This is a genomic window from Halobacillus faecis (genome assembly GCF_007991335.1).
Lineage (GTDB): Bacteria > Bacillota > Bacilli > Bacillales > Halobacillaceae > Halobacillus > Halobacillus faecis.
Genome location: NZ_BJYD01000031.1, coordinates 1 through 25,304, shown reverse-complemented (window position 1 = coordinate 25,304; position 25,304 = coordinate 1). Strand labels below are relative to the sequence as shown.

The window sequence follows — 25,304 nt, the reverse complement described above, 5'->3', positions numbered from 1 at the left end:
GGTGAGAAATTCTCTTATTATGTCGAATACTCAATCTGTGATGTCGAATTCCTGAATAACCATGTCGAATACTCAATTTAATATGTCGCATTCTAAAATATCATTATCGAATACCTCAATTTCTCTAACGGACACTCATCACCGTCCACCCGGATATGGAAACGTTATGTTTTTCTTGGAGATGAAAGGGTATCCTTTATAGGGAAAGGAGAGATTGTCGTGGAACAGGAAATCCAACAGAAACAAGGAACGTTTTATATAGGAGAGGAAAAGGACCCTAAAGCCCAGCTTCTATTTGATGAAGATGAAAATACAATGGTCATTACAAGTACCTTCGTTGCGCCATCTGAACGTGAACAAGGTTTGGGAGGGGAATTGATTGATTATGCTGTAAACTACGCTCGTAAACATAAATTGAAAATTGACCCGGTCTGCTCCTTCGCCCGGGAAGTTATTGAAAATACACCGGAATACCAAGTGGTGTTAAAAGCGTAGAGGAGGAGTTTCTGATGGTGAAAATAAGGGAACCTGAGGAAAAGGATTTGATGCACTTTACGAGGTACAGCATCGATTTTCTTCATGTGGCAAGCTTTGAGAGGCTGACCAATGAAGAAGTCAGGAATCGTAAGTATTGGGCAGCAGATCAATTTCTAGCAAAGAACCCAAACCAGAAACTACTGGTTGCTGATATGAATGGAAGAATGATCGGATATGTCCTTGGCATCATTGAGTCCCATGGGGAAGAGGATGTGTATGGATATGTCAGGGAAGTATTTGTGGATGAATTTTATCGACGGGAAGGCATTGGCACAGACCTGTGTGACGAACTAATCAAGTGGATGTATGAGCAGGAAGCAAAAGCCATACAGGTAAGCCTTCGGCCGCATCAAAACGGAGTAAGTGAATTCATCCGCAAAATCGGTTTTTCTTCTGTCAGCACCCTTTATGAATACCAGTCAAAAGAATAAAGGATGTTTTGGAGAGGAGATAAACAATGAAAAAAGCTATGTTGATCGTCAATCCTTCTTCAGGAAAAGAGGAAGCCGTCGATCATGTCGAACAAATCGAGAGCATTTTATCGGAAAAAGGATACGAAGTGGAAGTTGCTCAAACAGAAAAGGAGCTGGATGCCACAAAGTACTGCCAGAATGCCTGTAGAGATGAGTTCGATCTCGTTGTTTCTATGGGAGGAGATGGTACCCTCCATGAGACAATTAATGGGATGGTAGATGAAAGCCACCGCCCACGTTTAGGAATTATCCCACTTGGGACAGTGAACGATTTTGCAAGAGCTCTTGATATTCCACTGAAGGTTGAAGAGGCGGTTGACGTTCTCCGATCCGATCAGAGCAAATCTGTGGATATTGGGAAGTTCAATGACCAGTATTTTGTTAATATCGTGGCAGCAGGAGCCCTTGCTGAAGCAACGTATGAAGTGACGCCAGAACAAAAGACGAAATTTGGTCCGCTTGCTTATATGATGGAAGGGATGAAAACCTTGACTCAGAACAGCAGCTATCCAATGCGGATTGAATACGATGATAAGGCATGGGAAGGGGAATCTTTTCTATTCCTTGCAGCTTTAACGAATTCAGCAGGCGGATTCGAAAAATTATCTCCGGAAGCTAAAGTAAATGACGGGAAAATTCACGGGTATATCGTACCTAAAGTAAACATGATACGTCTTGCATCTATCGTTTCAGCGATCCTTAGAGGTGGACTTAAAGATGAGCAGGATGTGGAATACTTCAAAGCGGATCACGTACGTGTGACTTCAGAGGAAAACCTGGTGACAAATGTCGATGGTGAAGAAGGGGATTCCCTTCCCGTGGAGCTTGCGGTCCTTCCTTCTCACATTTCCGTGGTTGTAAAATAGGTAAAGGCTGTCATGTGTACAGCCTTTTTTCTGTGTCATACTAGGATTGAACGAGGTGCATCTTATGAAGAAACCAGATATGGAAGATTACCTACAGGAAGGCATTTATGGAAGTCGGCAAACAAAACCGGGAGAGAGAAAACAATACCTTGGTACGTTGAGAGAACGAGTCTTGGTCGCTCTGACGAAGGGGCAGGTGATGGGTGAGCAGGGGCAGGAAGAGTTGGAAGAGCTTATGAAAAGCTATCAAGATGCCAAACTGTTGTTGAACGGAGAGATAAGCTATCGGTTTTTATCCCCCTACATGGATCTAGCCGAGAGGCATAACATCCACCACTCCACTGTTTCAAACCAGGAAACACAATCAGAATTCGGAGCTGTCCTTACATTGGATTATGCGATTGAAAAAGAGCATATAAGGGTGGAAGCACAAGAGGAAGTTGGAGAGTCATCTGAAGAGAATGGATGGACAAACTTCTTCAAGTCTCTTTTTAAACCATCCAAATAAAAAAAAGGCTGCGGATCATCCGCAGCCTTTTTTCACACGTCCCTCTCACCTGGAGAGGCCATTTTCTATTTGTACTGATTCAAGAATCTTGCCAGCCCGACGATAATAATAGCAAAGGAAAAAAGTATCATTGCAATGTAGCCGGCGTAGAACAAGAATTGATCGAAAAAGTTACCAGCTGAGTCACCGATGCTGTAAAGCGCATACCCGGAAAGAAGAGCAGCTAGAAACAGGAACACACGGTTGTTGAAATCCATCTTTATTCCACCTCCTTTGTACTTTCAATATATGATGTACAAACGTGGAATATTTAGCTTTTAGAAAAATAATTTGCCGGCTTGTCCACACAAAACACGGAGTCTGTCTAATGTTCTATCATTATTACACGATTTGACAGGATTTTAGAAGGACTTGCTTTGGAGACTTTTGTTAAGTGAATTGGGGCTGCGGGGAATAGCTCGCTTTCCGCGGGAGCGCGCTGAGCTTCCTCAGGCTGAAGCCTTGCGGGGTCTCACCGCCCGCCCCATGGAAAGCGAACCTTGTCCCGGAGCCCCTAGAATCACACAAACATCTCGAAACCGAGTCTTCCACAATCGGGAGCTCTAGTGATATATAAGAGGATAAAAAAAAGCCCCCTTTTGAATGGGCAAAAGGGGGAGATGGTATGTGTCTTTTCATTGAAGAGAGACAGACCATGAAATCTACAGGTTATTTTTCCTGGCGGGGAAAAATAATAGGGTGATTCGACGTAAGAGACAAAAGAGAGTACTCAAGAAAGAAATGAATACAAATAAACAAATAAACCATGTGCGAAGCGTGGACAACCAGCACGACAGCGCACGAGCACGATTCAGTATCTCTTTTGCTATTCCTTATTGTATCACCTTTTCCCGGGTTGCTGCTTTGGGAAAAAAACGTGCAAAAGTGATAACTGAATAGAGGTTTTATGAAAAAATTTTCTCAAGTTTTGTCTACTATTGGTAAATTGTAAAATATATTCAGAAGTATAATTGTTGAAAAAGCATGAATCCTGTACACTTGAATTATCAACTATATGGAGTGGAGCACATGGATGTCAGTAAAATCCAACTAATGATTCAAATGCAAGCCATGTCTATGTTAGGGAATCGAAATTCGAGCAACTTATCAAATGGGATGCAGGATATTACGTTTCAAAGCCTTCTGCATGAAGCAATGGAGCATTCGTTTCGTGCGAGCGTGCCTTCTTCGCCAAGCCGTCTATCCCACCCAGTGCAAAGTCCTTTGGCTCAGCAAGTACCAGTGTCTGTAGAGAAAAGTCATGGAATGATGAATGATACCTCAAATGTTACCAGTGGAAACGCGAATGTGGATCAGCTCATAAAGAAAGCATCGGTTCGCTATGGCGTCGATGAAAAATTGGTACGATCTGTAGTGAAGGCTGAATCGAACTTTGATGCTGGTGTCGTCAGTCATGCAGGAGCACAAGGCTTGATGCAGCTTATGCCCTCAACAGCAAAGGGACTTGGTGTGAAAGATCCATTTGATCCGGAGCAGAACTTGATGGGCGGGACAAAATACTTGAGGCAAATGCTCGACCGTTATGATGGCAATACCGAATTGGCGCTCGCTGCTTACAATGCAGGCCCTGGTAATGTAGATAAGTATGAGGGTGTGCCACCATTCCGGGAAACTCAAAATTACATATCTAAAATACTCGGAAAAGCATAAAAAAGCGCGGACGTCTTATAAAAGACCCGCGCTTTTTCATGGAAATGAATAGCAGTATTTTATTTCTCTACTTATCTGGTTCAAGCTCCCGACTCATCTGCATGTATTGATCAAAAACGACCGTCATCTCTTTTAATCGGTTGCGGACGTCTTCGTCAATGAGCTCTCCCTGAGTGGAAAAGTGGTTCGTGTGGGTGTACACGTAGTTTGGTGTCACCATGCAGCGGAAGTAATTCAAAATTGGCTTTAATTGGTTCTCTACGACGAGGTGATGTTGCAAGGTCCCTCCATTGGCTACAATAGATACGGGTTTATAACGCATGGCAAGGGGCGATACAGCATCAAATACGTTTTTTAAAGTGCCAGGGATTGATCCTTGGAAAACGGGAGTAGCAATGACATAAGCATCAGCTTCTTCGATTTCATGGATCAATCTTTTCATATCATCGTTGTATTCTTCAGCTGGGCGGCCATCTACGAATTGAAGCTCGTAATTCTCAAGGTCAACAATTTTTGTGGTGTGATCCGTTGGCAGCTGTTGTATATATTTTTCGATTTCATCAAGGAGCGTCCGGGTCTTCTTCCCGACGATCGTTCCGTTCAATAGTAGGATCTTCATGGCAACTTTCTCCCCTTCAATTTTCTTTGAGCTATGTTATCGTATGCAGAACTTCATAAAGTGGGCTATGTAACTAATGGTAGTATGTGTTGGCCTTGCCCGATTATCTTATGAAAATTTACTCTGCGGGTACAAATCGAAGCTTAACCGTCTTTTTTATAACGAGTTGGCGTCAGTCACCGGGACGGTTGGTATATATGAAATAGTCTCTTTTCTTTTTATGGTAAAGTATACGTCTTATTTAAGCAATTGTGAGGATTCTGCTTGCTTTATGTCGGAATAAGAAGGGTATAATAGGGGAAGGAGGGAAGGCGATGATCCGTTTATGGCGAAGAATTAAGTTTCTTTTTAATGTCAGAAAATCTGTGCCGTTTCTTGTACGATTTTTCAAATCAAAAGATGTGAGTACCGGGAAGAAATGGTTTTCCGTTGTACTCTTAGTCGCTTATCTTCTGTTCCCATGGGACGTCATCCCGGATTTCCTCGTATTTTTCGGTCTTGTCGATGATCTTGCGGTTTTCACTTACATTATGCAATGGATGGTGAAGATGGCTCCTGCGGACTTGCAAAAGGAGTACCGCGTCTATGATGAATAGAAATGTTTAATCAACGGCAAGATGAGGTATGTAACTGTTGTGGATTCAATAATTAGTCAAGGAGTGATGGATAATGAGTAATGTAATGTTTACCGCACATGCAACAGCACAAGGTGGACGAAATGGCCACGTTAAGTCAGATGATGGTTTAATTGATTTGAACCTTTCCATGCCTGGCGAAGGTGATGAAAAAGGATCGAATCCAGAGCAATTGTTTGCTGCTGGTTATTCCGCTTGCTACGATGGAGCGTTGAACCTGGTTGCAAGTAAACAGAAAAAAGATATCGAATCTGAAATCACTGCTGACGTAAGCCTCATGAAAGATGAATCGGACAATGGTTTTAAAGTAGGCGTTGTCCTTAATGTGAAAGTGAAAGGTGTTTCTCAGGAAGAAGCAGAATCACTTGCTGAGGAAGCACACAAAGTTTGTCCATACTCTAAAGCGACGCGTGGAAACATCGACGTTGAAATCAAAGCGAGCGCTGTATAAAAGATAACCTCTACATCCCTGGTGGAAACTCCACCAGGGATTTTTATTTATTGGAAGGGAATAATAGCTACAGCATATACATGCAATTCGTATTACTACCAGGCGTGCTGGTAATTATGGTATTTTATAGTCGAAGGGGTGAAAGGCGATGAAAATCACCGACCAAGCGAGGGATTTATTAAATCAAATCTTAGAAGATGAAGATGCAGGATGTCTGCGCTTGTTTTTTGCTGGTTACGGGTGTGGGGAACCGGATATCGGAATGACGATTGGGGAACCGGAAGGGGATGATGAACTACATCACATCAATTCTATTCCCGTGGCCATAGACAGTAGAATAGCCCATATGACGGAAGACTTGACAATCGAAGGGAAGCAGACCATGGAAGGTCCCAAATTTCAGATGCTGGGGCTTCCAGAGAAAGACTGTTAATATAGATGAATGCCCACAGTTTTGTGGGTATATTTTTTATAGGAGAACGGAACGACCCGGATATAGAGCTCTCCCTATTGAAAGGCACATACTAGAAAGAGGGGATCGCTGCACATCATGATGGCATCAGGACACCAGGTTGTGGGCTTCACTTTCGGGGTGGGGGCAATGACTTTGCTTCCTACGTTCGAGTGGATGCCTGAACAGCCTCTGCAAACGGTTTTATTCTTTGTGTTCGTCCTTTTCGGTTCGCTGTTACCGGATATCGACACACCAACATCTACCCTTGGGCACAAGTTTTGGCGGGGACTTATGACAGTCTTTACCGTCGCCTTTCTCTGTTATTTATTTGTACCAGAGTATTTGGATACATATCGAGAACAACTGAAAATTTTCGTCATGCTGCTTTTACCTATTCTGATTATGATTCGTGGACATAGGAAAATGACTCACTCTGTGTTGTTTGTCGGTTTACTTATTGGATACGGGACAATCCTTGAACAAGCCTTCGCCATCCCCCGTATGTATATCGGGGGATTGATTATAGGAGTGGTTTCCCATTTGTTTGGAGATTACATAACGAAAAAAGGCATCCCATTGGCTTACCCTTTTTCAAAGAAGTATTTACAGTTCATCTTTACCTTCAGAACAGGATCAAACAGTGAGCGTCTCATTGTCTATACCCTGCTCTTATGGAACGTATGGTACCTCACCTCAAACATTTTCTGACACTACATTCTAGTAGTGTCTTTTTTCTATCCCCAGTTATTACACAATATGGCAGGATACTTGAAGACTCAGTTTCGAGACTTTTATTGAGTGGGTGGGGCTGCGGGGAATAGCTCGCTTTCCGCGGGAGCGCGGTGAGCCACCCCTAACGCTCAACCTGGGTAACGAACCCCGAAAACATCTCGAAACTGAGTCTTCAAGAATAGGGAACGTTTATGAAACAGGTGATTAAAAGGGAATATAATCCATAAATATTTCAGTCTCTTTAATTTTTGTATAGACATATTTCCGAAAATTCAATAAAATAGAAGAAAGATAGATAAGGAGGGCGAGTGTTGTGGCAGATTACCAACTAATTGAACCGAGCCCATTGCGAAAGCTTCAAATGAGTCGCACTTCCTCTTTATATGATGTGTACCTTGGTTATTTAAGGGAATACCCCAGAAGAGATGCTGTCTTAAGAACAAAAGACCACATCCTCTCCCATTTCCCCACCTCAATTGACGAGCAAATTGTCTGCATGGAATTTTTTTATATGAATGATTTTTTTGAAGATCTGTCTGTCATTACAGAATCCCCTTACATAAATAAAGAGGTAGGTCATTTGTATCAAGTGATTTTGTCTCAGACCGATAGAGATAAAAACAAAAATTACTTAGATGAGCTAAAAGATCTCCATTTTACGCATCCATCGTTGAGATGCCTTCACTTGTTCACCCTCGTTTATTCTTATCAGGACTTAAAAGTATTTACAGCATTGGATAAGTACTTGGATGAATGCGACCAGGCGCTTCAGCAAGTAGACGAGCCTTTAATGTATTATTATTTGAATCAACGTTATCAAGAGCTGCTTTTTTATCATTATTGGAAGACCAATAACTCTATCCTTGCGAGCCGTTATGCATATAAAATGATCAACACAGAAGTTTCATCTAGAAGAAAGAGCCGGATGCATCATGATTTGGCATTATGTCAGCTTTTTAATGGCTATGAATCTTCTATGGAATCGTTACTAAAGTCCATAGAGATTGCTGAAAAGCATGGGCATATACGCTTTTTGCAAACGGTAAAAAACCGCTCGCTTCCTTTTATATCTTCTTTTCATCAGAGAACTGAAGGGATCTCCACTACAGATCCAGTAGAGCAGGCTCACCTTGCTCTAGCGCGGGGAGATTATAAGAAAACACAAGAGATCCTGCATTCCTTTGTATCACTCACTCCCTTTCAAGAGAGTTATTTGGGACTGGCTACAGGGAACAGGGAGATGCTGAGGCATTCCTATCACCGGTTTATTCAAGAACAAGGGGATTACTTCTTTGCTCAATTACCACTAGCGTATTTAGAAAGAATATAAAAATAAATGGAGGTTTTCTCTTATGAAAAGGTTAGCCGGATTGTTTGTTGTTCTTTTACTGACGCTCGCAGGCTCATGGGGAATAGGAGAGAGTAAGACCGCCCTGGATCCGATTGATGGAGGTTATTGGAGTATAGAAAATCCAGAAAGTTAAAAGTATAGGAAATAGAAAAGGTGTCCATCCGGTATTGGGATAGGACACCTTTTTCGTTCTCAGCTATTCGTTCTTTTTTTTGCGTCGTTCGGGCAGTGGCTCTTTTCGTATCATCTTCGTAAAGGCATAAACGAAGAGAATGATGATCACTGTAAACGGAAGAGCGGAAACGAGAGAGGCTGTCTGCAAAGCATCTAAACCACCGGCGACCAGTAACACTCCGGCAATGGCTGCCATCAAAATCCCCCAAATCACTTTAATGGCAAGAGCAGGGGTGAGGCTGCCGTTCGTTGTCATACTTGCCAGGATGTAGGTAGCGGAGTCAGCAGATGTGATCAAGAACGTTGCGATCAATAAAATAGATAAGAAGGATAAAATGCCTGTGAGAGGCAGGTATTCATAAGCTTTAAAAAGAGCGACCGTCACATCATTGTTCACGGCTTCAGCAATCTGTGTTCCATTGTTCAAGTCACTGTTCAAGGCTGTACCACCGAATACGGCGATCCACAAACAAGCGATCAGCGGTGGTACGACAAGGACACCGAATATGAACTCCCTGATTGTTCGACCACGGGAAACGCGGGCAACGAATGCCCCGACGAATGGAGACCATGCAATGACCCACGCCCAATAGAAAATCGTCCAATCACGTAGCCAGCTTCCACCTTCATAAGGAGTTAACCTTAGACTGTACTCTACAAAGTTGGATATATAATCCCCGATCCCTAAGGTGAAACTATTTAATATAAATACCGTCGGGCCGGCGAAGAAGACGAATAAAAGTAAAACTAAGCAAAGGGCCAGGTTCAAGTTACTGAGCCATTTGATCCCTTTTTCCAATCCAGTACTGGATGAAGTTAAGTATAAGACGAGCAGTACGCCTGTGATGATAAGCTGGATCGATGTACTATTCGGTATGCCGAATACGGCGTTCAATCCACCGTTCATTTGAAGAATTCCCAGCCCAAGTGAAGTGGCGATTCCCATTACTGTAGCGATAACGGCTAATGAGTCGATGGTGTACTTCACCGGCTTTGACTTCCCGAGCACGGGTTCAAGAGCTGTTGACACAAGGCCGTTCTTATCCTTTCTGAATTGCAAAAAACCTATAAGCAGGCCGACAATGGCGAAAACAGACCACTGGTTGATTCCCCAGTGAAAAAAGGAATAACCCATAGCAACGCGCGCAGCATCTTCGGTCTGCGCTTCCAAATCTGAGAAGGGCGTTTCGAAGTAGTGGCTCATCGGCTCTGCGACTCCCCAGAATACGAGTCCTACCCCGAAACCGGCGGAGAAGAGCATTCCAATCCACGTGAAAAAAGGAAATTCAGGCTTGGAATCTTGAGGACCGATTTTGATTTTTCCGTATTTACTCAGTCCGAGAGCAGCCAGGAAAATGACGAAGCCGAAGACGGAAATGAGATAAAACCAACCAAAATTAAGGGTAGTGAAGTCAAATAAGGTACCGGCGACTGTACCAAAGCCTTCAGGATTAATTGCTCCTACGATGACGAGGACAGTGATGACCGTTGCGGAAATGAGGAAAACAGGGTTTTTGATTTGATCTTTCATCGTGGACTCCTTTCATGAATCATAAGTAATTGATGAACATGAATTTGATGATCGGTTTGTTTATTCCCTACATTTTCCTGTGAAAAACATGGACGCGTTGAATTCGGAGCGACTCCTGTACGGATCGTATAGAAAGGTTAAGAGATTTTGAACTCGGACAAAATGAGAAAGAGGAGGTTTCGCATGTTTGAAAAATGTACAGAAGTCCGCCAATGGTTAAATGAATTTAATAGGAAATGGATGTTTGCAGGGGGATGGGCCATTGACCTTCATATCGGCGAAGAAACAAGGCATCATGAGGATGTGGAAGTCGCTGCTTTCCGTGAAGACCAGCACCAATTATACGAAACATTAAAATCATGGGATTTGTATGTCGTCAAACAGAAGGAACTTAAGCGTTGGGAAGGAGAAGTCCTCGCACTTCCTGTCCATGAAATCCACGCCTTTTCTCCAGAGGGTCATAGATTAGAGATTCTCCTCAATGAAAAAAATAAGCACCGGTGGCGTTTCAGAAGAGATTCCTCTATTACATTTGAGATCAGTCGTATGCACCTGCAGTCAGAACTCGGGCACCCGTATTTGAATCCTGAAATTGTCCTTCTCTATAAATCAACCCATACGACAAAAAATGACGAGGAGGACTTCCAAAACGTCTTTCCTTTCCTCAATGAACATCAAAAGGAGTGGTTAAAACAGTCACTCATGCATCACCAGCCTGAACATCCGTGGCTCGAAAATTTACTCTACTGAACGCGTACTCGAGAAACATATCAATTGAAATGGATAAAGCCCAGGAGACATCCGTCTTTTGGGCTATATTTATGTAGGAAAAATTCGACGAATTGTTTATTTTTTCTCGGTTTGGGTATTCGATAAACATACATCAGACGCTACACCCCCTCGCATGAATATCCCCCTGTATCGAAAATACGTACAAGTTCTGGAAAGGAGTTTATCATGAAAAAAGTCACTTCCGTTTTTTGGGTTACATTAGCTATTGCTTTATTTTCAGTCGTCTGGGGTTCCGTTGCCCCTAAAAATCTTGAAAGTATTACAGGCAGCATCCAATCTTACATCTCTGTTCACTTTGGATGGTATTACTTACTGATCGTTACTGGTTTTGTGATTTTCTGTCTTTATATGATTTTCAGTCCATATGGAAAAATGAAACTTGGGAAGCCTACGGACAAGCCTGATTACAACTACGCGACATGGTTCGCCATGCTTTTCAGTGCCGGGATGGGAATCGGGCTCGTCTTCTGGGGAGCAGCAGAACCGATCTATTTCTATGCCAATAATGCCCCGACCGCAGAGACGGGAACAGCAGCCGCTCTAAATGAATCCATGCGATTCGTGTACTTCCACTGGGGAGTTCATGCGTGGGGAATTTACGCAATCGTTGCTCTTGTTCTTGCTTATTTCAAGTTCCGTCGAGGTGCACCAGCTTTAATAAGCTCCACACTCGAACCGTTATTCGGAGATAAGATGAATGGACCGTGGGGGAAAGTCGTCGATATCATCGCCGTGTTCGCGACCATTGTCGGTGTAGCGACGACTCTTGGATTTGGTGCAGCACAGATCAATGGTGGGTTGACGTTTTTAACACCGCTTGAAGATTCGTTTGGTGTACAGTTGGCCATCATAGGTGTCGTTACTGTTCTATTCATGATTTCGGCTTATACTGGATTGAGCAAAGGGATCCGTTATTTGAGTAATACGAATATGATCTTAGCTATAGCGCTACTTGCCATCATGTTGGTTGTAGGTCCTACGCTCTTCATTATGAACATGTTCACAGACACGATCGGTGCTTATTTACAAAACTTGCCGACCATGAGTTTCCGTCTTGCACCGAACAGTGAAGAAAATCGTACATGGATCAACAACTGGACGGTCTTCTACTGGGCATGGTGGATTGCATGGTCCCCATTTGTCGGTATCTTTATCGCACGTGTTTCCAAAGGACGTACGATTCGAGAATTTTTATCAGGTGTTTTACTTGTACCGTCTGCTGTAGGTTTTCTATGGTTCTCCACTTTCGGTTCATCGGCGATCCAAGTCCAACAAGATCAAGGTGGACTTTCCGATCTAGCTACAGAACAAGTGATGTTTGGAACATTTGATAATTACCCGCTGGGGTTGATCCTGTCAATCATCGCGATGGTACTGATTGGAACATTCTTCATTACATCTGCAGACTCTGCAACCTTTGTGTTAGGAATGCAGACGACAAACGGATCACTGACTCCACCTACGATGGTTAAGTTCGTATGGGGGATTGTCCAGTCATCGATGGCCGCTGTATTATTATATTCTGGTGGACTGCAGGCGTTGCAGAACGCGCTCATATCAGCTGCGTTTCCATTCTCTTTCATCATGATTTTAATGGTCGTATCCTTATATAAAGCGATTCGGGCAGATAAAATTGCACTTGATCGAGGGAAGGATAAAGAAGAAAAAACATCAGCCTAATCTCAGAAGGAACTTTCGCTCTATGGTGCGGAAGTTCCTTTCTTCCATCAAACTCTCTATTCCTTGAAAGGTAGTTTTGCATGGGATGAGGGACCGGCTACTGCTAAAATCTTCTCATTCGAAGTGGATATATACCGGGCACTTGTTGTGTTACTTTTCATGAAAATGTATCATAAAAACTTAAAGAAATCTGATAGAATAGAAGGGAAAAGGGTTAGATATAAAAGGAGCCAAAGATATGTGGGAATGGAGAAATATTTACCGTGGCATGCTGATGGGGGCGAGTGACGTCGTACCAGGTGTAAGTGGAGGGACGATTGCTGTCGTTCTCGGCATTTACGACCGCCTGATTGAAGCCATTAATGGTTTTTTTAGTAAAGAATGGAAAACACATTTGAAATTTTTATTACCGCTTGGAATTGGAGTAGTCATCGCCATTGGTTTAATGGCTAACTTGATCGAGTGGCTATTTGAACACTACCCGGGGCCGACACAGTTTTTCTTTCTTGGTCTGATTATCGGCGTGTTGCCATACTTAACGCATAAAGCAGATGTGAAGCATAATTTTAAAGCAAAACACTTTGCATTACTGCTGATTGGAGCTGTTTTAGTCGCTTCTATGGCATTTTTCCAAACAGCTGAGTCTGAACCGATGCAAAACTTGTCATTTGCTGGATATATTCTCTTGTTTTTCTCTGGATGGATTGCCAGCAGTGCTATGATTCTCCCTGGAATCAGTGGATCATTCATTCTATTGATTATCGGGGTGTACACGACCGTAACTTCAGGGATTTCTGATTTCCGAATTGATATCATCGCCGTTGTAGGTGCAGGGATTGTCTGTGGCATCGTTGTGATGAGTAAGATTGTGAAGTTTTTCCTTGAAAATTATACGTCTGGAACGTTCGCGGTTATCATCGGTCTAGTCATCGGATCTGTATTTGTTATTTTTCCTGGAGTGCCTGGAACGGGAATGTTGATGCTTGTCAGTATCGTTGCATTCCTCGGTGGTCTGCTTGCTGCATGGTTATTAGGCAGGGTGGAATATAAGTAAGCCTGACGAAAGACAAATGCATCCATTTTGGGTATGATAAGAAGTAGATATTTATAAAGGAGATTGAGTTTGATGGAAGCCATTCATACAACGGAAAAGTTTAACGAAACAATTGCAAGTGACCGTCCGGTTATCGTTAAATTCGAAGCGGACTGGTGCCCCGATTGCCGACGCATGGATATGTTTATCGGAGATATTCTAGAAGAATACAATGGGTACGATTGGTATAACGTCAATCGAGATGAACTTCCAGAGATTGCAGAAAAGTACGAAGTAATGGGGATTCCAAGCATCCTGATTTTTAAAGATGGAAACAAGAAAGCCCATCTTCATAGTGCGAATGCAAAAACTCCAGAAGAAGTAGAGGAGTTTCTGCAAGCAAGTCTTTAAAAAAACACGTCCACATGGTCCTGCCATGTGGACGTTTTCTGTAAGGAGGTGCTCTTTTGTCAAAAAGGTTATTGCTCGTCGGAGCTGGCCATGCTCATCTGGAAATTTTGAGACAATTGCGGAATGAAGTTTGGAGGCAGGTCGATGTTTGTATGATTACACCTTCGCCCTACCAGTATTATTCAGGAATGTTCTCAGGATACACAGAAGGCCTTTATTCTGAAGAGGATATTCGCGTGGATGTTCGTCAGTTAGCGAAGTCAGCTAATGTTCATTGGATTCCAAAAAAAGCAGCTTCTGTAAAACCGCAACAAAAAAAGGTCGTGTGTGAAGATGGGTCCGTTTATCCTTTTGATCTTGTCAGTTTCGATATTGGATCCAAAAGTCTCCCTTCATCATTTGAAGATTCAGCTGCCCGGACCATTAAACCGAATTACGAATTTACAGAACAGATGAAAACCTTGAGAAATACGACAAAACCGCTGATTGTGGGAGGTGGTGCGGCTGGAACGGAGCTTGCAATGTCCATACAAGCCTATAAAGATAAACACAAAATCCCTGGTCAAGTCCGTTTAATTACATCTGATCGAATACTTGCTGATGGACCGAAATGGATCTCTACAAAATTGAAAAAGCTCTTAGAGAAAAAAGGGGTGCGTGTCTGGGAAGACGAACGTGTCGAAGAGGTTTTTGAAGAATTCGTCAAAACGGACAATGGAAATCGAGTCCGCCATACAGGTGTGCTGTGGCTGGGTGGGGCCATTGGAGATCCGATTTTTGAAAAGTCGTCACTCGCCATAGACGAACGCTCTTTCGCACTTGTTCGGTCTACCCTGCAATTCCGTGACTATGATTTCATTTTCGGTGCCGGAGATTGTGTCACAATGATTGATGATCCGAACCTCCCTAAAAGTGGTGTGTATGCCGTAAGACAAGGACCGGTCCTTTGGCAGAACCTGAAAAACTATCTTTCTGATTTACCATTGGACACATTCATTCCACAAAAAAATGCCCTTTATATATTATCGACAGGGGGGAAAAAAGGGTTTCTTGTGTATGGACCGGTCAGTTCACATAATAAGAAGGCGTGGCAGTTAAAAAACAAAATTGATCGTGAATTCATGGCTAAATATAAATAAAAAAGAGTCTTTGAAGCGTCCCCTCCGGACACTCTCAAAGACTCTTTCTATTTTTACTGGAGCTCCCGATTATGGAAGACTCAGTTTCGAGAGGGGGAGGAAGCTCGGCGCCCCCTCAGGAAAGCGATTAGCTTCCCAGTCACCCCAGATGCTCAACTAAGGAGCGAACCAGAAACATCCCGAAATTATGTCCTCAATAATCCTGCCATATTGCTGAATACAGTTTATAGTTTTAGCCAGGCTCGGACTTTATTGCGGAAGAGGTAGGTGGTGACGAGAAGCAGGGTGAAGACACTGAATGCGATCAAAATCAGCGTACGGTCTCCGCTCGCGAGGCTTGTTCCAACCAGGCTGTATGCAAACGTCCCTGGAAGCATCCCGATAACCGTAGCCAGTACGAAAGAGAGAAACTTCACCCTCGTCATTCCCGCAAGATAGCTTAATATGTCGAATCCAACGAGTGGGATCAGACGCAGGATAAACACGTAAAGGAAACCTTGTCCCTGCATCCGCTCGTATATGTTCCCCGCCCATTTTGACTGATGGAACTTGAGTACAGAGTCTCCGAAAAACCTTCCCATGATGTATCCAGTGATACCGGCTCCTGTAGCCCCAATGACGATATAGAGCATGCCGGGCCAGATTCCATATGCAAAAGCGGCAGCAAGTGAAAGCACGGAGGTAGGAAACACGACGATGGGGCCGATGGCATACAGCCCCATAAAGATGATTGGTCCTATGGCACCGAACGATAGAATATAGGAGCGGATATTATCCGCACTTACATCAAATCGTGAGCGAACAAACCAGGCAAGAGCAATAAACAGGCTAAGGAACAACACGGTCCGGAATATACTTTTTTTATTCATCGGGTCTCTCCGCTGAAGGACTTGATGGAATCAGCCGGAATCGTTACCTGGACTTCTCGTTTGGGGAACGATTCGTTGATTGGCAGGGACATTTTCTTTTCCAGGTCCTTGATATATAAATGTGCAATCGGGCGGCCATGTTGGTAAGTGACATGCTCGACAGTTGCGTCGAAGCTGATTTCTTCTTCCCGTGTTTTTTGAATTCCTACTTGAACGGCATGCAAGGGGACGAATTCTTGGTCATTTAAAATGAGATGGCCTCCTAAAAAGGAAGCGACACTGCTGTTGGCGGGCAGCTTGTGCAACGTTTCAGCTGTGCCGATCTGCTGAAAGTTTCCGTCTTCAAAGACAGCGATCTGATCCCCCATGATCATCGCTTCTTCCATGTCGTGTGTGACGAATATAGCGGTCGTCTCTCTTGAGGCAAGAAAATCACGCACCCAGTACCTGAGGTCCTGCCGTAAAGATGGATCGAGGCTGCTGAAGGGTTCGTCGAACAAGATCACTTCAGGTTCCGTCGCCATCGCACGGGCGAGGGCCGTACGCTGCTGCTGTCCACCGGAAATTTCGGAAGGATAATGGTCACGGTAACGCGTCATCCCGATGGCGTCCAGTAAAGCTTTGATTTTTTCTTCTTTATATTTTTTTGAGACTTTTGCTCCGTAAGTGATATTCTCTCCAACGGTCATATGTGGGAAAAGCAAGGGCTGTTGAAAAACGAGGCTGATGCTGCGCCGATTCGCTTTTTGTTTGGTGATGTCTTTTCCATTCATGATGATTTCGCCCTCTGTCGGTTTTTCCAGACCTGCAAGTATACGGAGCAGGGTCGTTTTTCCACTGCCTGAAGGTCCGACAATGCTCATGATTTCGCCTTTCTCCAAATGGAAGGTCAGGTCCTTCAAAATCATATCTTGGTTAAAAGCTTTTGTAATGTTTTTCATTTCTAACTTCGTCTGTGTCATCGATGATTCCTCCATGGCAATCGAGAGTAGGGGAGAAACATCATCAAAGCTTCGATGATGATGTACATAAAAACCGGTATGAGTGCGAACCAGATTGAGAATGCCGCCATAATTGATGTGTTTGCATTATCGAGAAATGGAAAAAAGACCAATGGCAAGGTCAAGACCCGGCCGCCGCCGATAATAGCGGTGATGGCATACTGGCTCAAACTGATCACAATCGTTAAAAAGGTAAGGCTGCGGATTGCAGGTCTAAATAGCGGGAGTTCTACAGTGAATACCTGTGTCCAAAATCCTGCCCCAAGAATGTGAGGCTGCTCCATCATCGCTTTTCCCATTTGTTGATAGCTGTTATGAAAGATCTTAATGCTGTAAGGCACAGTTGGTACTAAATGAATAAGCATGACGCCCCAAATGGTGTCTGCCAGACCGACCCGAATCATGAATAGATGCAGGCCCATCGCAATGGCCAAGGATGGAATCAAAATCGGTGATAAAAGCAGAGCCTCCAGCCAGGCTTTTCCATAGGCAGTGTAGGAGGCTAAAGCTTTTCCTGTGAACAATCCAATGGTGATGTTGATGAACAGTACCGCAAACCCGATCCAGATGGAAGTGAACGTTGCCTCCCACAATTGCGAGTTTTGAAAGAGGGGGGAGAACCCTTGCCATCCCCAGTCTATGCCTTCTCCCGTATGGAAGCGCCAGGGGGCACTTATGCTTTGCAACAGCATGATGGTTAGTGGAAAGATGAAAAAAAGCAAACTCAAACTAAGAAACATCGCTTTCTTGCGAATCATGCTCCATCCCCCCTCATTGCTCTCCACCTGCGCCGGCTTAACCCAAAGTAGCCGATCAAAGTCAATACCAAGAGAAATAGACTAGTCATGACCATGGCGGCAAAGGCTAGTGGGCGGTCGTCCCATGAACTTCCATAAAACCATTCGTACCCGAGCACAGAGATCATCTCCGGGAAAGTGGTGCCGATGAGAGCGGGAACTTCATAGGCGGCCAGAGTGAAAGAGAAGATGATCAAAAATGACTCCACGAGAACGGGGAGGAGATGTGGCAGATCGACTGTAGTGAATCGGTGCCAAGCGTTTCCTCCAAGGCTGTTTACGAGATCGTAAAACTCAGGGCGTATGGATGCATACACAGGGAAAAGAAGCAGAATGACAAGGGGAACTTCTTTCCATACATACGTAATAATGATGCCTATGCCTTCTGGATCCCTGGTCCATACAGGGAAGTTCGAAGTGTCCCCGAGCCAGCCGGCAGCCACTAAGGTCTGTGCCATCCATCCTGTTTCTGAAAGTATGAGAATGACCATATACCCCCAGACGAAATGAGGGAAAAGCATCGGAATCCATACCATCAGCCGGGGAAAGGTGTTGTTCAACAGCGGGTGAAATAACTTTGTGAATACAAGCCCGAGGATGATGGAAATGATGGTGGCTATTCCTGCTGTTCGAATGCTAAACCAGACCGATGACAGAAACCGTTCGGAAGATAAGATTTCTTCGTAATGGGCTAAACCCTCTCCTCCTGTGCTTTGGGTGAGCGCATGAAAGAACCCATAGAAAGGGATGATCATAAAAATCGCCGCAGGAAGGAATAGAAGGAAAGTTTTATTTTTGAACAACTTCATTGAACCACTGTTCCTTTATCCAGTCGACATAGGCGGCTTCTGACTCCGGCAAGAAGCTTTCTTCAAGTTCTTCTGTTGATAACACGCTCTCCCCACGTTCAACAGCTTTAAATTCTTTTTTGATATCTTCAGGCAATTGCTCGAAGCTGATGGGCGTATTCTCTCCCCAATCATCCGGTTTATATTTTTCCAATTGGGCTTCTGGAGAAAGCATGAAATTGATGGCCGCCAACGCACCGGGTTGATTTGGGCTGTTGAAAGGAATGGAAAGAAAATGCGTATTTCCGATGGATCCTGGTTCCATGACGAACGAACGTGTAGATTCAGGGAATACGCCTTCTAAAATTAATGATGCAGCACGTGATTCGTTATATCCCATTGTCATCCATACTTCACCTTGACTGTACAGACGATCCAACTCTGTCAGGCTGTTTGGATAGTGCTCTCCTGATCGCCACAGGTCGTTTTCTATTTCGTTAAGATAGGACCATGTGCGTTCGGCCGTTGGAGTGATGTCGTTCTCTTCCAACGGCTGCTCATAAATATCCGAAGGCCTTTCTGCTTGAGCGTATAGGACGTGCCTTAAGAAAGCATTACCTGTAAATTCTTCCGCTCTTGGGTATGTGAATTTGCCAGGGTTATCAGCTATCCACGTCTGTAATTCTTCCATGGTAGCTGGAGGGTTTGTTATTTTTTCTGAATCATAATGAAACACAAACTGAACTTTCCCCCAGGGTGCTTCCATTCCTTCCACTTCTGTTCCGAAATCCGTTTGGAAAGCTAGATCTTCGGTATTGTAGTAATCATTGAAATTAGGAAGAACCTCTGTAAAAGACCCCATCAGCAATTCGTTTTCTTTCGCGTTTTTGAAATTCTCGCCATTGATCCATATCACATCAATGGAGCCATTTTGTTTATTCGCTTGTTTTTCTGTTTGGAGCTTTTGTAAAATCTCCGGCGTGTCGAGAGGCACCCGTTTTAGCGAGACACCATATTGGTCCTCCAGCTGTGGTGTGACATAGTTGTCAATATAGGCATTGATTCCTTCATCACCGCCCCACATGTACAAACGGACTTCTGTCCCGTCTGCTGCCGCTTCAATCTCATCCCACGAAGCTTCTGTCCAATCTTTAGTATTTGTGGATGTTTCACTGCAGGCGGCCACAAGCAGCATCGCCAACAGGAAAAATGGTATGAATTTCTTCAACCGAATCCCCCCTATGATTCTCATTATATGGGTACTGCATAAATCCCTCTGTCATTTATCATACAAACAATCCGATCAGAAAAAAACTAATACTGCTTTCATAATGCGTGAACTTAAAAAGATACGGGTAAAGGGAGTGAAAAGGAGGGCGGACATATGCTTTACAATCAATTCGCAAAACCAGAAGGAATAGCGGGCAAGTTTGCTGGAATGTTTATGGAAAGAGAAAACAAGGAGTTGAATGACTGGACCCTGTCTTTTCTGAATGTAGGAAAGGAAGACCGCGTTTTAGAGGTTGGGTTTGGTTCAGGAGCAGCATTGAAAAAAATAGCTGCCAGGGAACCTGAAGCCCTTTATGGCATCGATCCTTCCGAGGAAATGGTTGAAATGGTTCTAAAAAAGTTAAATGATCAGACGTCTTCAAAGCAGATCGGTATTTTTCATGGGGAGGCCTATCACCTGCATCATTTTCACAAACCTTTGGACAAAATCTATGCCGTTAACACTATCACTTTTTGGGATCAACCTTTAGAGATCCTCAGACACTTGCGGACGTTACTTAGTGAAAAAGGAAAAATCGCTCTGACGATTGTCCCCCATGAAGAAGGAGCCACTGATGATACGACAGAAGTACTTGGCGGTCAAATTCAGAATCTCCTTATAAAAGCAGGGTTTCGCCGTGTGTGTATCCATTACAAATCAGAAAAACCCAACGATGCGGTCTGTGTGACTGGAATGAAAGAGGGTATGGTAGGATAGAGAAAAAGGGGGAAAAGCCTATGAAATTAAAAAAAGAAGAAAGAGAGTATATGGTGGATCAGGTCAAAGAATACTTTGAATTAGAACGGGGAGAGGTCATCGGTGACCTGGCTGCTGAACAATGGGTACATAAGTTAGCAGAAGAAATGGGTCCCTTCTTTTATAACAAAGGAGTAGCAGACGCGAGACAGATGGTAGAACAGAAGGTTATGAACGTCGATGAAGATCTCCGTTCCCTCGAACGACCAGCAGGGAAACCGAAACGCCGGTAAAAAAACACCGCTTCATTAAGCTGAAGCGGTGTATAGTGTTTCATTATCATCTCCGTGATCTACTTCATTATCTTTTTCTAATAATTGTTCTTCCGCGTGTTGATTCCATTCGAAATGTTGCAGCTGCTTGTTCAAGTCTGCCACCATATTTTCCAAGTGATCGGTTTCTTTGATCATCTGTTGGAAGGCGGCTTGCTGCTCGACAGTAGACGCAGAGATTTCTTCTGTACCTGCCGCTGTCTCTTCAACAATACTACTCACATTCTCAATAGAAACATAAACATTCGCGCTTTTCTCTTTAGACTCATCCAAGCCGTTGACCAGGGCTTCCAGCTGTTCGTCAATGGACTTCACTTGAGTGCTTATCTTTTCAAAAGCTGTTTTCGACGTATCTACAGAATGGTTTTGCTGCTCCGAGATTTGGATGGTTTCTTGCATTTCCTGTTCAATGATTTGAACGCCATCTCGAATTTGCATGACCATTTCACTTATGTTGCCTGTAGCTGAAGTAGACTGATCGGCGAGTTTACGTACTTCTTCCGCAACGACGGCAAAACCTTTTCCGTGTTCACCAGCTCGTGCTGCTTCAATGGCAGCATTCAGAGCGAGGAGATTGGTCTGTTCAGCGATATCGTTGACGAGTTTGACGGTGGATTCAATTTGATCTGTATATTGGATGAATTGATTGACGGATTTTTCTACATTTGCAATGGACGCAGCACTTCGATCCATTAATGCTCGTTGGTTTGTAATGCTCGTCTGCCCCTCATCGACGTAAGAGAGGGCTTGCTGACTGGCTTCCATTGAGGATTGACCCTGTTCACGGTTCATTTCAAATCCTTGGTGAAGGTCATCCATTAGATTGGCCACATCCTGAACATCTTCAGAAATGGATTGGCTCCCTTGGGCAAGTTCATCAGTTGAATTGGCTACTTGGCTCGATATTTCAGAAAGGCCACCCATCTCATGGTGAAGACGGGAACTAAAATCTTGTACATTTTGACCGATGTGATGAACGGACTGAACAGTTCCTTCCAAGTTATCGATCATTGTACGGAAGGATCGCTTCAATTGCCCAATTTCATCTTTCTCTTTATCGTTCACTTCAATAGTAGTCCTCAAGTTACCATTGGCCACTTGAAATGCTTGATCAGCGAGATCACGAATTGGTCGCGCAATATGTTTACTCAATCTTGTCGTTGATAGAATCGTAGAGGCGACTAGAACGGCTGCTGCGATAATTGTAAACAGAATCATATTTTGGATCGTCTGTCTCTGATCCATCAATTGACCGTCATACCAGGATTGGGATTCGTTTTGGAGCATATAGATATCGTTGATGATCCCGCCGGTACGGGCCGCTTGACGCTGTACTTCATTCGTATCATTGCTTGCCAGTGCTTCTGAGGCAAGTCCTGTCCAATTTTCAAATTTTGTCTGCGCCTGGTTGTACCATTGTTCCTGAGATTCTGTGGCAATCAGCGGCTCCATATCCGCGAAGATGGTGCCGGTTTGTTCAATCAGAACTTCAGCTTCGCTGCGGGAAGCTTCTGATGGGTTATATCCGTAAGTAGTCAATGCCTGTTCCACACTGACAAGCTGGCCATGCAGTTCTTTGCCTTCCAGTAAAATTTGGACATCTTGATTCGACGAGCGTTGCACGTCCATCATTTGAAATACTATGAAACTGATGAGACCCAGGCATAAAAGTAATGGAATGAGCGTCATTATATATAATCTTCTTCCGATGGTCATCACATTTCCCCCTTACTTTCCTGTCGCTTCATTGATCATATTTTGTTCTTCTGGCGTCATTTCGATCAAGCGGATTGGAGCAAGACCTACACCATTTTCTTGAATGCCGAGCGTTTGTGTTCCACCATCGAGCTTTTGCCCATCACTTAAAAGTTTCATCACATCAAAAAGAGCGACATTAACATTTTTAAGCATGGAAGAGACGACAGCTTCTTCAGCTACGAAAAACTGATCACTATCTACACCGAATGCGTAGATTCCTTGTTTTTGAGCTTCCTTCAAAACTCCGATCCCTGTAAAACCTGCCGCAGGAAAGACAAAATCAGCATCTTCTTCCACCATGTCGTTTGTAATGGAGGCTCCTTGTTCATCATCATCAAACGTTCCTGCATAATCAGAAAGGATTTTTGCATCTGGATTTGCTTCTTGTACTCCTTCTTTGAATCCTTTCTCAAAACGTTCGACAACTGGAATTTTCTCGCCTCCAATAAATCCGACCGTACCTGTTTTTGTTTTCATTCCAGCGATCAGGCCGATCAAGTAACTGCCCTCATCTTCCTTGAAGGTGATAGACGTTACATTCTCAAGTTCAGAAACAGCATCAATCATCACGAATGATTGCTCAGGGTTTTCTTTCGCTAATTTTTCAATGGCTTCCTGAGAATTATATCCAAGTCCGATGATGACATCGTGGTCTTGGGCCAATAGCTCTTTGGCATTCTTTTCGTAATCCTGATCGAACGGTTCGCGATAATCGAAAGTGATGCCTAACTCATCGCGTGCTTGTTCAAGTCCTTGAAAAGCAGAATCACTGAAGGAATCATCGCCGAGCCCACTGTCTGTAACGATAAGACCAGCGCTGATCGTATCTTCTGTATTCGCTTTCGTTTCATTGTTCGCACATCCAACCATTCCTAGAAGTAAGGAAAGGAGGACGAAGGGTATGTAGAGACGTTGCAAAATCACCACTCCTTGTTATGATGTCTGACATCTATAAATATCGGAAACTACCAGGACAATTTAAATAGGAAAGAAGAATTAATATCCCTACTCCACAAAAGCTCCCGATTGTGGAAAACTCAGTTTTGAGACGATTATGTGGTTCTAGGGGCTCCGGGAAACAGTTCGCTTTCCATGGGGCGGGCGGTGAGCCTCCTCAGGCTATGCCTTCCGGGGTCTCACCTGTCCCACACGTCCCATAGGAGTCTCACCGTTTCCCTCCGCCCCTTGCCGTGGGAGATTCTCGAAACCACTTTCTAAAAATCGGCTATTGCGTTTGAGAAATGTGGATGATTAGAACACTTCCACAGAGCGTAAAAGCTTGATTCAGAGCGCTTTGCACCTCTAATAGTTGGATAGTGGGAGCCTCTAACTTCGTCCAGGGGTTCGTTTCTCACTTACATCGAAAGCGAGTAGCTTCCCAGCCACCCCTGACGCCCAACAAGGCACCGAACCCTGGAAACATCTCGAAACTGAATCTTACACAACCCTGCCATTTAGTTGAACAATAGTGGAATAGAAAAACCACGATGACGTTAGGTCATCGTGGTTTTGGAGTGGCTTAATTGAAAAGCATCGGCTAGTAGCTCGTAGGAACGTAAACGATCTTCAAATGGAGTGACGATCGTATTGACGATCACTTCATCTACATTATAGCTCTCCGCCAGCTGTTCAATCTCTTCTTTTACTTTTTCAACAGAGCCAACAATCATCCGATTTCGGTTTTCCTGGATTCGTTCTTCTTCAAAAATGGTGTACTTATGGCTGAGCGCTTCGTCAGGAGTAGGGAAATGTGTCCGTTTTCCACCTTGTTCAATTTGTAAGAGAGCAAGATCGAGACTCGAAGCCAGGTATTCGGCATACTCATCCGTTTCTGCGCAGACGACAAATACAGAGACGTTCCCATTTGGATTACTTTGCTGCATAGAGGTCGTGAAGTGATCTTGATAGCGATCCATCGCCCGTATTCCTCCACGTCCATTGATAAAGTGGGCAAAGGAGTAGGAAACCCCTAAGTCTGCAGCTAAACGGGCACTTGTTCCACTCGACCCAAGCATCCACACGGGAGGTGCTGTTTCTCCTTTTGGTGTTGCATATATGTCCATTCCGTGCGGGTCCTGGCCATGTAAATAAGCCATCAACTCTTCCACTTGGGAAGGATAATCTTCTATACTTGGCAGCTTCCCGCGGTTCAATGCTAAGTTGATATTCGGCATCCCACCAGGAGCCCTGCCTACCCCAAGATCGATGCGATCAGGGTGGAGAGTTTCCAGAACTCGGAACGCTTCTGCGACTTTATACGAACTGTAGTGAGGAAGTAATACGCCTCCTGTACCAATACGGATGTTTTCCGTATGAGCAGCCAGATGGGCCGCAAGTATCTCAGGCGCAGATCCTGCGAGACTGCTTGTACTATGATGTTCTGAGACCCAGAAACGGTGATATCCCAGCTTATCCGTCCATTTTGCTAGATCTGTCGTTTGCTGCAAGGCTTCTTTTGGGTCTGTCCCGGTTAAGATAGGGGATTGATCCAATACACTTAATTTCATTTTCATACCCCATTTACTTCTTTCGTTATCATTCTATCTAACTACTATCGTCCCATGTGCTACGTATAGATGCAAATGTAAAACAATTCTTTTCCTTCTTTTCTTTATGCAAACCATAGCTCCCTTTACTTGAAGACTCAGTTTCGAGACTTTTGTTGAGCGGATAGGGCTGCGGGGAATAGCTCTCTTT

At 43.9% G+C, this 25,304-nt stretch carries 29 protein-coding genes; 18 read left to right on the top strand and 11 right to left on the bottom strand.

All coding sequences use genetic code 11. The features are described 5' to 3' along the window. The first annotated feature begins 219 nt into the window (after positions 1 to 219). From HFA01_RS16605 to HFA01_RS16590, 4 genes are all read left to right on the top strand, one after another. Positions 220 to 495, top strand: a complete 276-nt coding sequence (locus HFA01_RS16605; RefSeq protein ID WP_146818368.1) for a GNAT family N-acetyltransferase — start codon at positions 220 to 222, stop codon at positions 493 to 495. A 14-nt stretch (positions 496 to 509) separates the two neighbouring features. Continuing rightward, on the top strand, positions 510 to 968 hold the full coding sequence (locus tag HFA01_RS16600) for a GNAT family N-acetyltransferase (RefSeq protein WP_146818366.1): 459 nt from the start codon (positions 510 to 512) through the stop codon (positions 966 to 968). Positions 969 to 994: 26 nt separating this feature from the next. After that, positions 995 to 1,876, top strand: coding sequence for a diacylglycerol/lipid kinase family protein (locus tag HFA01_RS16595; RefSeq protein WP_146818363.1), 882 nt, complete (start codon positions 995 to 997; stop codon positions 1,874 to 1,876). 64 nt (positions 1,877 to 1,940) lie between these two features. Continuing rightward, complete coding sequence (locus HFA01_RS16590) at positions 1,941 to 2,384, top strand: YueI family protein (protein ID WP_146818361.1); 444 nt, start codon at positions 1,941 to 1,943, stop codon at positions 2,382 to 2,384. A 65-nt stretch (positions 2,385 to 2,449) separates the two neighbouring features. Here HFA01_RS16590 and HFA01_RS16585 read toward each other — a convergent pair whose 3' ends face one another. Then, the gene (locus HFA01_RS16585) at positions 2,450 to 2,641 is read right to left on the bottom strand and encodes a hypothetical protein (protein WP_146818359.1); all 192 of its coding nucleotides are present in this window, start codon (positions 2,639 to 2,641) and stop codon (positions 2,450 to 2,452) included. A gap of 811 nt (positions 2,642 to 3,452) precedes the next feature. Between HFA01_RS16585 and HFA01_RS19180 the strand changes: the two genes are divergently transcribed. Further along, positions 3,453 to 4,094 carry a lytic transglycosylase domain-containing protein gene (locus tag HFA01_RS19180; RefSeq protein ID WP_146818357.1) on the top strand — a complete coding sequence of 214 codons (642 nt, stop codon included), beginning with the start codon at positions 3,453 to 3,455 and terminating at the stop codon, positions 4,092 to 4,094. 67 nt (positions 4,095 to 4,161) lie between these two features. On the opposite strand, the gene HFA01_RS16575 is transcribed toward HFA01_RS19180, so the two are convergent. Beyond that, on the bottom strand, positions 4,162 to 4,713 hold the full coding sequence (locus HFA01_RS16575) for an NADPH-dependent FMN reductase (RefSeq protein WP_146818355.1): 552 nt from the start codon (positions 4,711 to 4,713) through the stop codon (positions 4,162 to 4,164). A gap of 314 nt (positions 4,714 to 5,027) precedes the next feature. Between HFA01_RS16575 and HFA01_RS16570 the strand changes: the two genes are divergently transcribed. The 6 genes from HFA01_RS16570 to HFA01_RS19175 all read left to right on the top strand — a co-directional run bounded on the left by HFA01_RS16570 (position 5,028) and on the right by HFA01_RS19175 (position 8,469). Continuing rightward, complete coding sequence (locus HFA01_RS16570; protein ID WP_146818353.1) at positions 5,028 to 5,309, top strand: YkvA family protein; 282 nt, start codon at positions 5,028 to 5,030, stop codon at positions 5,307 to 5,309. Positions 5,310 to 5,382: 73 nt separating this feature from the next. Continuing rightward, entirely contained in the window at positions 5,383 to 5,799 is a 417-nt protein-coding gene (locus HFA01_RS16565; protein ID WP_146818351.1) for an organic hydroperoxide resistance protein, read from the top strand. Positions 5,800 to 5,947: 148 nt separating this feature from the next. Then, on the top strand, positions 5,948 to 6,232 hold the full coding sequence (locus HFA01_RS16560; RefSeq protein ID WP_146818349.1) for an iron-sulfur cluster assembly accessory protein: 285 nt from the start codon (positions 5,948 to 5,950) through the stop codon (positions 6,230 to 6,232). Positions 6,233 to 6,349: 117 nt separating this feature from the next. Continuing rightward, positions 6,350 to 6,961, top strand: a complete 612-nt coding sequence (locus HFA01_RS16555) for a metal-dependent hydrolase (protein ID WP_146818347.1) — start codon at positions 6,350 to 6,352, stop codon at positions 6,959 to 6,961. 337 nt (positions 6,962 to 7,298) lie between these two features. Beyond that, entirely contained in the window at positions 7,299 to 8,315 is a 1,017-nt protein-coding gene (locus tag HFA01_RS16550; protein WP_146818345.1) for an AimR family lysis-lysogeny pheromone receptor, read from the top strand. 22 nt (positions 8,316 to 8,337) lie between these two features. Further along, the gene (locus HFA01_RS19175; protein ID WP_281290522.1) at positions 8,338 to 8,469 is read left to right on the top strand and encodes a hypothetical protein; all 132 of its coding nucleotides are present in this window, start codon (positions 8,338 to 8,340) and stop codon (positions 8,467 to 8,469) included. Positions 8,470 to 8,532: 63 nt separating this feature from the next. Here the strand turns inward: HFA01_RS19175 and HFA01_RS16545 are convergent, their stop codons facing one another. Then, on the bottom strand, positions 8,533 to 10,041 hold the full coding sequence (locus HFA01_RS16545; protein ID WP_146818343.1) for a BCCT family transporter: 1,509 nt from the start codon (positions 10,039 to 10,041) through the stop codon (positions 8,533 to 8,535). Between the two features lie 183 nt (positions 10,042 to 10,224). Between HFA01_RS16545 and HFA01_RS16540 the strand changes: the two genes are divergently transcribed. The 5 genes from HFA01_RS16540 to HFA01_RS16520 all read left to right on the top strand — a co-directional run bounded on the left by HFA01_RS16540 (position 10,225) and on the right by HFA01_RS16520 (position 15,096). Next, a complete protein-coding gene (locus tag HFA01_RS16540; RefSeq protein WP_146818340.1) occupies positions 10,225 to 10,791 on the top strand; it encodes a nucleotidyltransferase domain-containing protein in 567 nt (188 codons plus the stop codon). A 207-nt stretch (positions 10,792 to 10,998) separates the two neighbouring features. After that, positions 10,999 to 12,513 carry a glycine betaine uptake BCCT transporter gene (locus HFA01_RS16535; protein ID WP_146818338.1) on the top strand — a complete coding sequence of 505 codons (1,515 nt, stop codon included), beginning with the start codon at positions 10,999 to 11,001 and terminating at the stop codon, positions 12,511 to 12,513. 238 nt (positions 12,514 to 12,751) lie between these two features. After that, the gene (locus HFA01_RS16530; RefSeq protein ID WP_146818336.1) at positions 12,752 to 13,567 is read left to right on the top strand and encodes a DUF368 domain-containing protein; all 816 of its coding nucleotides are present in this window, start codon (positions 12,752 to 12,754) and stop codon (positions 13,565 to 13,567) included. A gap of 72 nt (positions 13,568 to 13,639) precedes the next feature. Next, positions 13,640 to 13,957, top strand: a complete 318-nt coding sequence (locus HFA01_RS16525; protein ID WP_146818333.1) for a thioredoxin family protein — start codon at positions 13,640 to 13,642, stop codon at positions 13,955 to 13,957. Between the two features lie 56 nt (positions 13,958 to 14,013). Continuing rightward, positions 14,014 to 15,096: an FAD-dependent oxidoreductase gene (locus HFA01_RS16520; protein WP_146818331.1), complete on the top strand. Its 1,083-nt coding sequence runs from the start codon at positions 14,014 to 14,016 to the stop codon at positions 15,094 to 15,096. A 224-nt stretch (positions 15,097 to 15,320) separates the two neighbouring features. On the opposite strand, the gene HFA01_RS16515 is transcribed toward HFA01_RS16520, so the two are convergent. Genes HFA01_RS16515 through HFA01_RS16495 form a run of 5 tightly spaced genes read right to left on the bottom strand, consistent with a single transcriptional unit; the run spans position 15,321 to position 19,779 of the window. Further along, complete coding sequence (locus HFA01_RS16515; RefSeq protein WP_146818329.1) at positions 15,321 to 15,965, bottom strand: TVP38/TMEM64 family protein; 645 nt, start codon at positions 15,963 to 15,965, stop codon at positions 15,321 to 15,323. Next, positions 15,962 to 16,927: a heme ABC exporter ATP-binding protein CcmA gene (gene ccmA, locus HFA01_RS16510; RefSeq protein WP_146818327.1), complete on the bottom strand. Its 966-nt coding sequence runs from the start codon at positions 16,925 to 16,927 to the stop codon at positions 15,962 to 15,964. Before ccmA ends, HFA01_RS16515 begins: the two co-directional genes overlap by 4 nt. Next, positions 16,924 to 17,724: an ABC transporter permease gene (locus HFA01_RS16505; RefSeq protein ID WP_146818325.1), complete on the bottom strand. Its 801-nt coding sequence runs from the start codon at positions 17,722 to 17,724 to the stop codon at positions 16,924 to 16,926. Before HFA01_RS16505 ends, ccmA begins: the two co-directional genes overlap by 4 nt. Then, positions 17,721 to 18,572: an ABC transporter permease subunit gene (locus tag HFA01_RS16500; protein WP_146818323.1), complete on the bottom strand. Its 852-nt coding sequence runs from the start codon at positions 18,570 to 18,572 to the stop codon at positions 17,721 to 17,723. The genes HFA01_RS16505 and HFA01_RS16500 overlap by 4 nt, the downstream gene beginning before the upstream one ends. Continuing rightward, a complete protein-coding gene (locus tag HFA01_RS16495) occupies positions 18,553 to 19,779 on the bottom strand; it encodes an ABC transporter substrate-binding protein (protein ID WP_246139356.1) in 1,227 nt (408 codons plus the stop codon). The genes HFA01_RS16500 and HFA01_RS16495 overlap by 20 nt, the downstream gene beginning before the upstream one ends. A 156-nt stretch (positions 19,780 to 19,935) precedes the next feature. Between HFA01_RS16495 and HFA01_RS16490 the strand changes: the two genes are divergently transcribed. Continuing rightward, positions 19,936 to 20,538, top strand: coding sequence for a class I SAM-dependent methyltransferase (locus HFA01_RS16490; protein ID WP_146818319.1), 603 nt, complete (start codon positions 19,936 to 19,938; stop codon positions 20,536 to 20,538). A 20-nt stretch (positions 20,539 to 20,558) separates the two neighbouring features. Continuing rightward, on the top strand, positions 20,559 to 20,810 hold the full coding sequence (locus tag HFA01_RS16485; protein WP_146818317.1) for a DUF2164 domain-containing protein: 252 nt from the start codon (positions 20,559 to 20,561) through the stop codon (positions 20,808 to 20,810). 15 nt (positions 20,811 to 20,825) lie between these two features. Here HFA01_RS16485 and HFA01_RS16480 read toward each other — a convergent pair whose 3' ends face one another. The 3 genes from HFA01_RS16480 to HFA01_RS16470 all read right to left on the bottom strand — a co-directional run bounded on the left by HFA01_RS16480 (position 20,826) and on the right by HFA01_RS16470 (position 25,114). Next, complete coding sequence (locus HFA01_RS16480; protein ID WP_146818315.1) at positions 20,826 to 22,565, bottom strand: methyl-accepting chemotaxis protein; 1,740 nt, start codon at positions 22,563 to 22,565, stop codon at positions 20,826 to 20,828. Between the two features lie 12 nt (positions 22,566 to 22,577). After that, positions 22,578 to 23,525 (bottom strand): BMP family lipoprotein, encoded by a 948-nt coding sequence (locus HFA01_RS16475; protein ID WP_146818313.1) that lies wholly within the window; start codon positions 23,523 to 23,525, stop codon positions 22,578 to 22,580. A gap of 575 nt (positions 23,526 to 24,100) precedes the next feature. Beyond that, complete coding sequence (locus tag HFA01_RS16470; protein WP_146818424.1) at positions 24,101 to 25,114, bottom strand: LLM class flavin-dependent oxidoreductase; 1,014 nt, start codon at positions 25,112 to 25,114, stop codon at positions 24,101 to 24,103. Positions 25,115 to 25,304 lie beyond the last annotated feature (190 nt).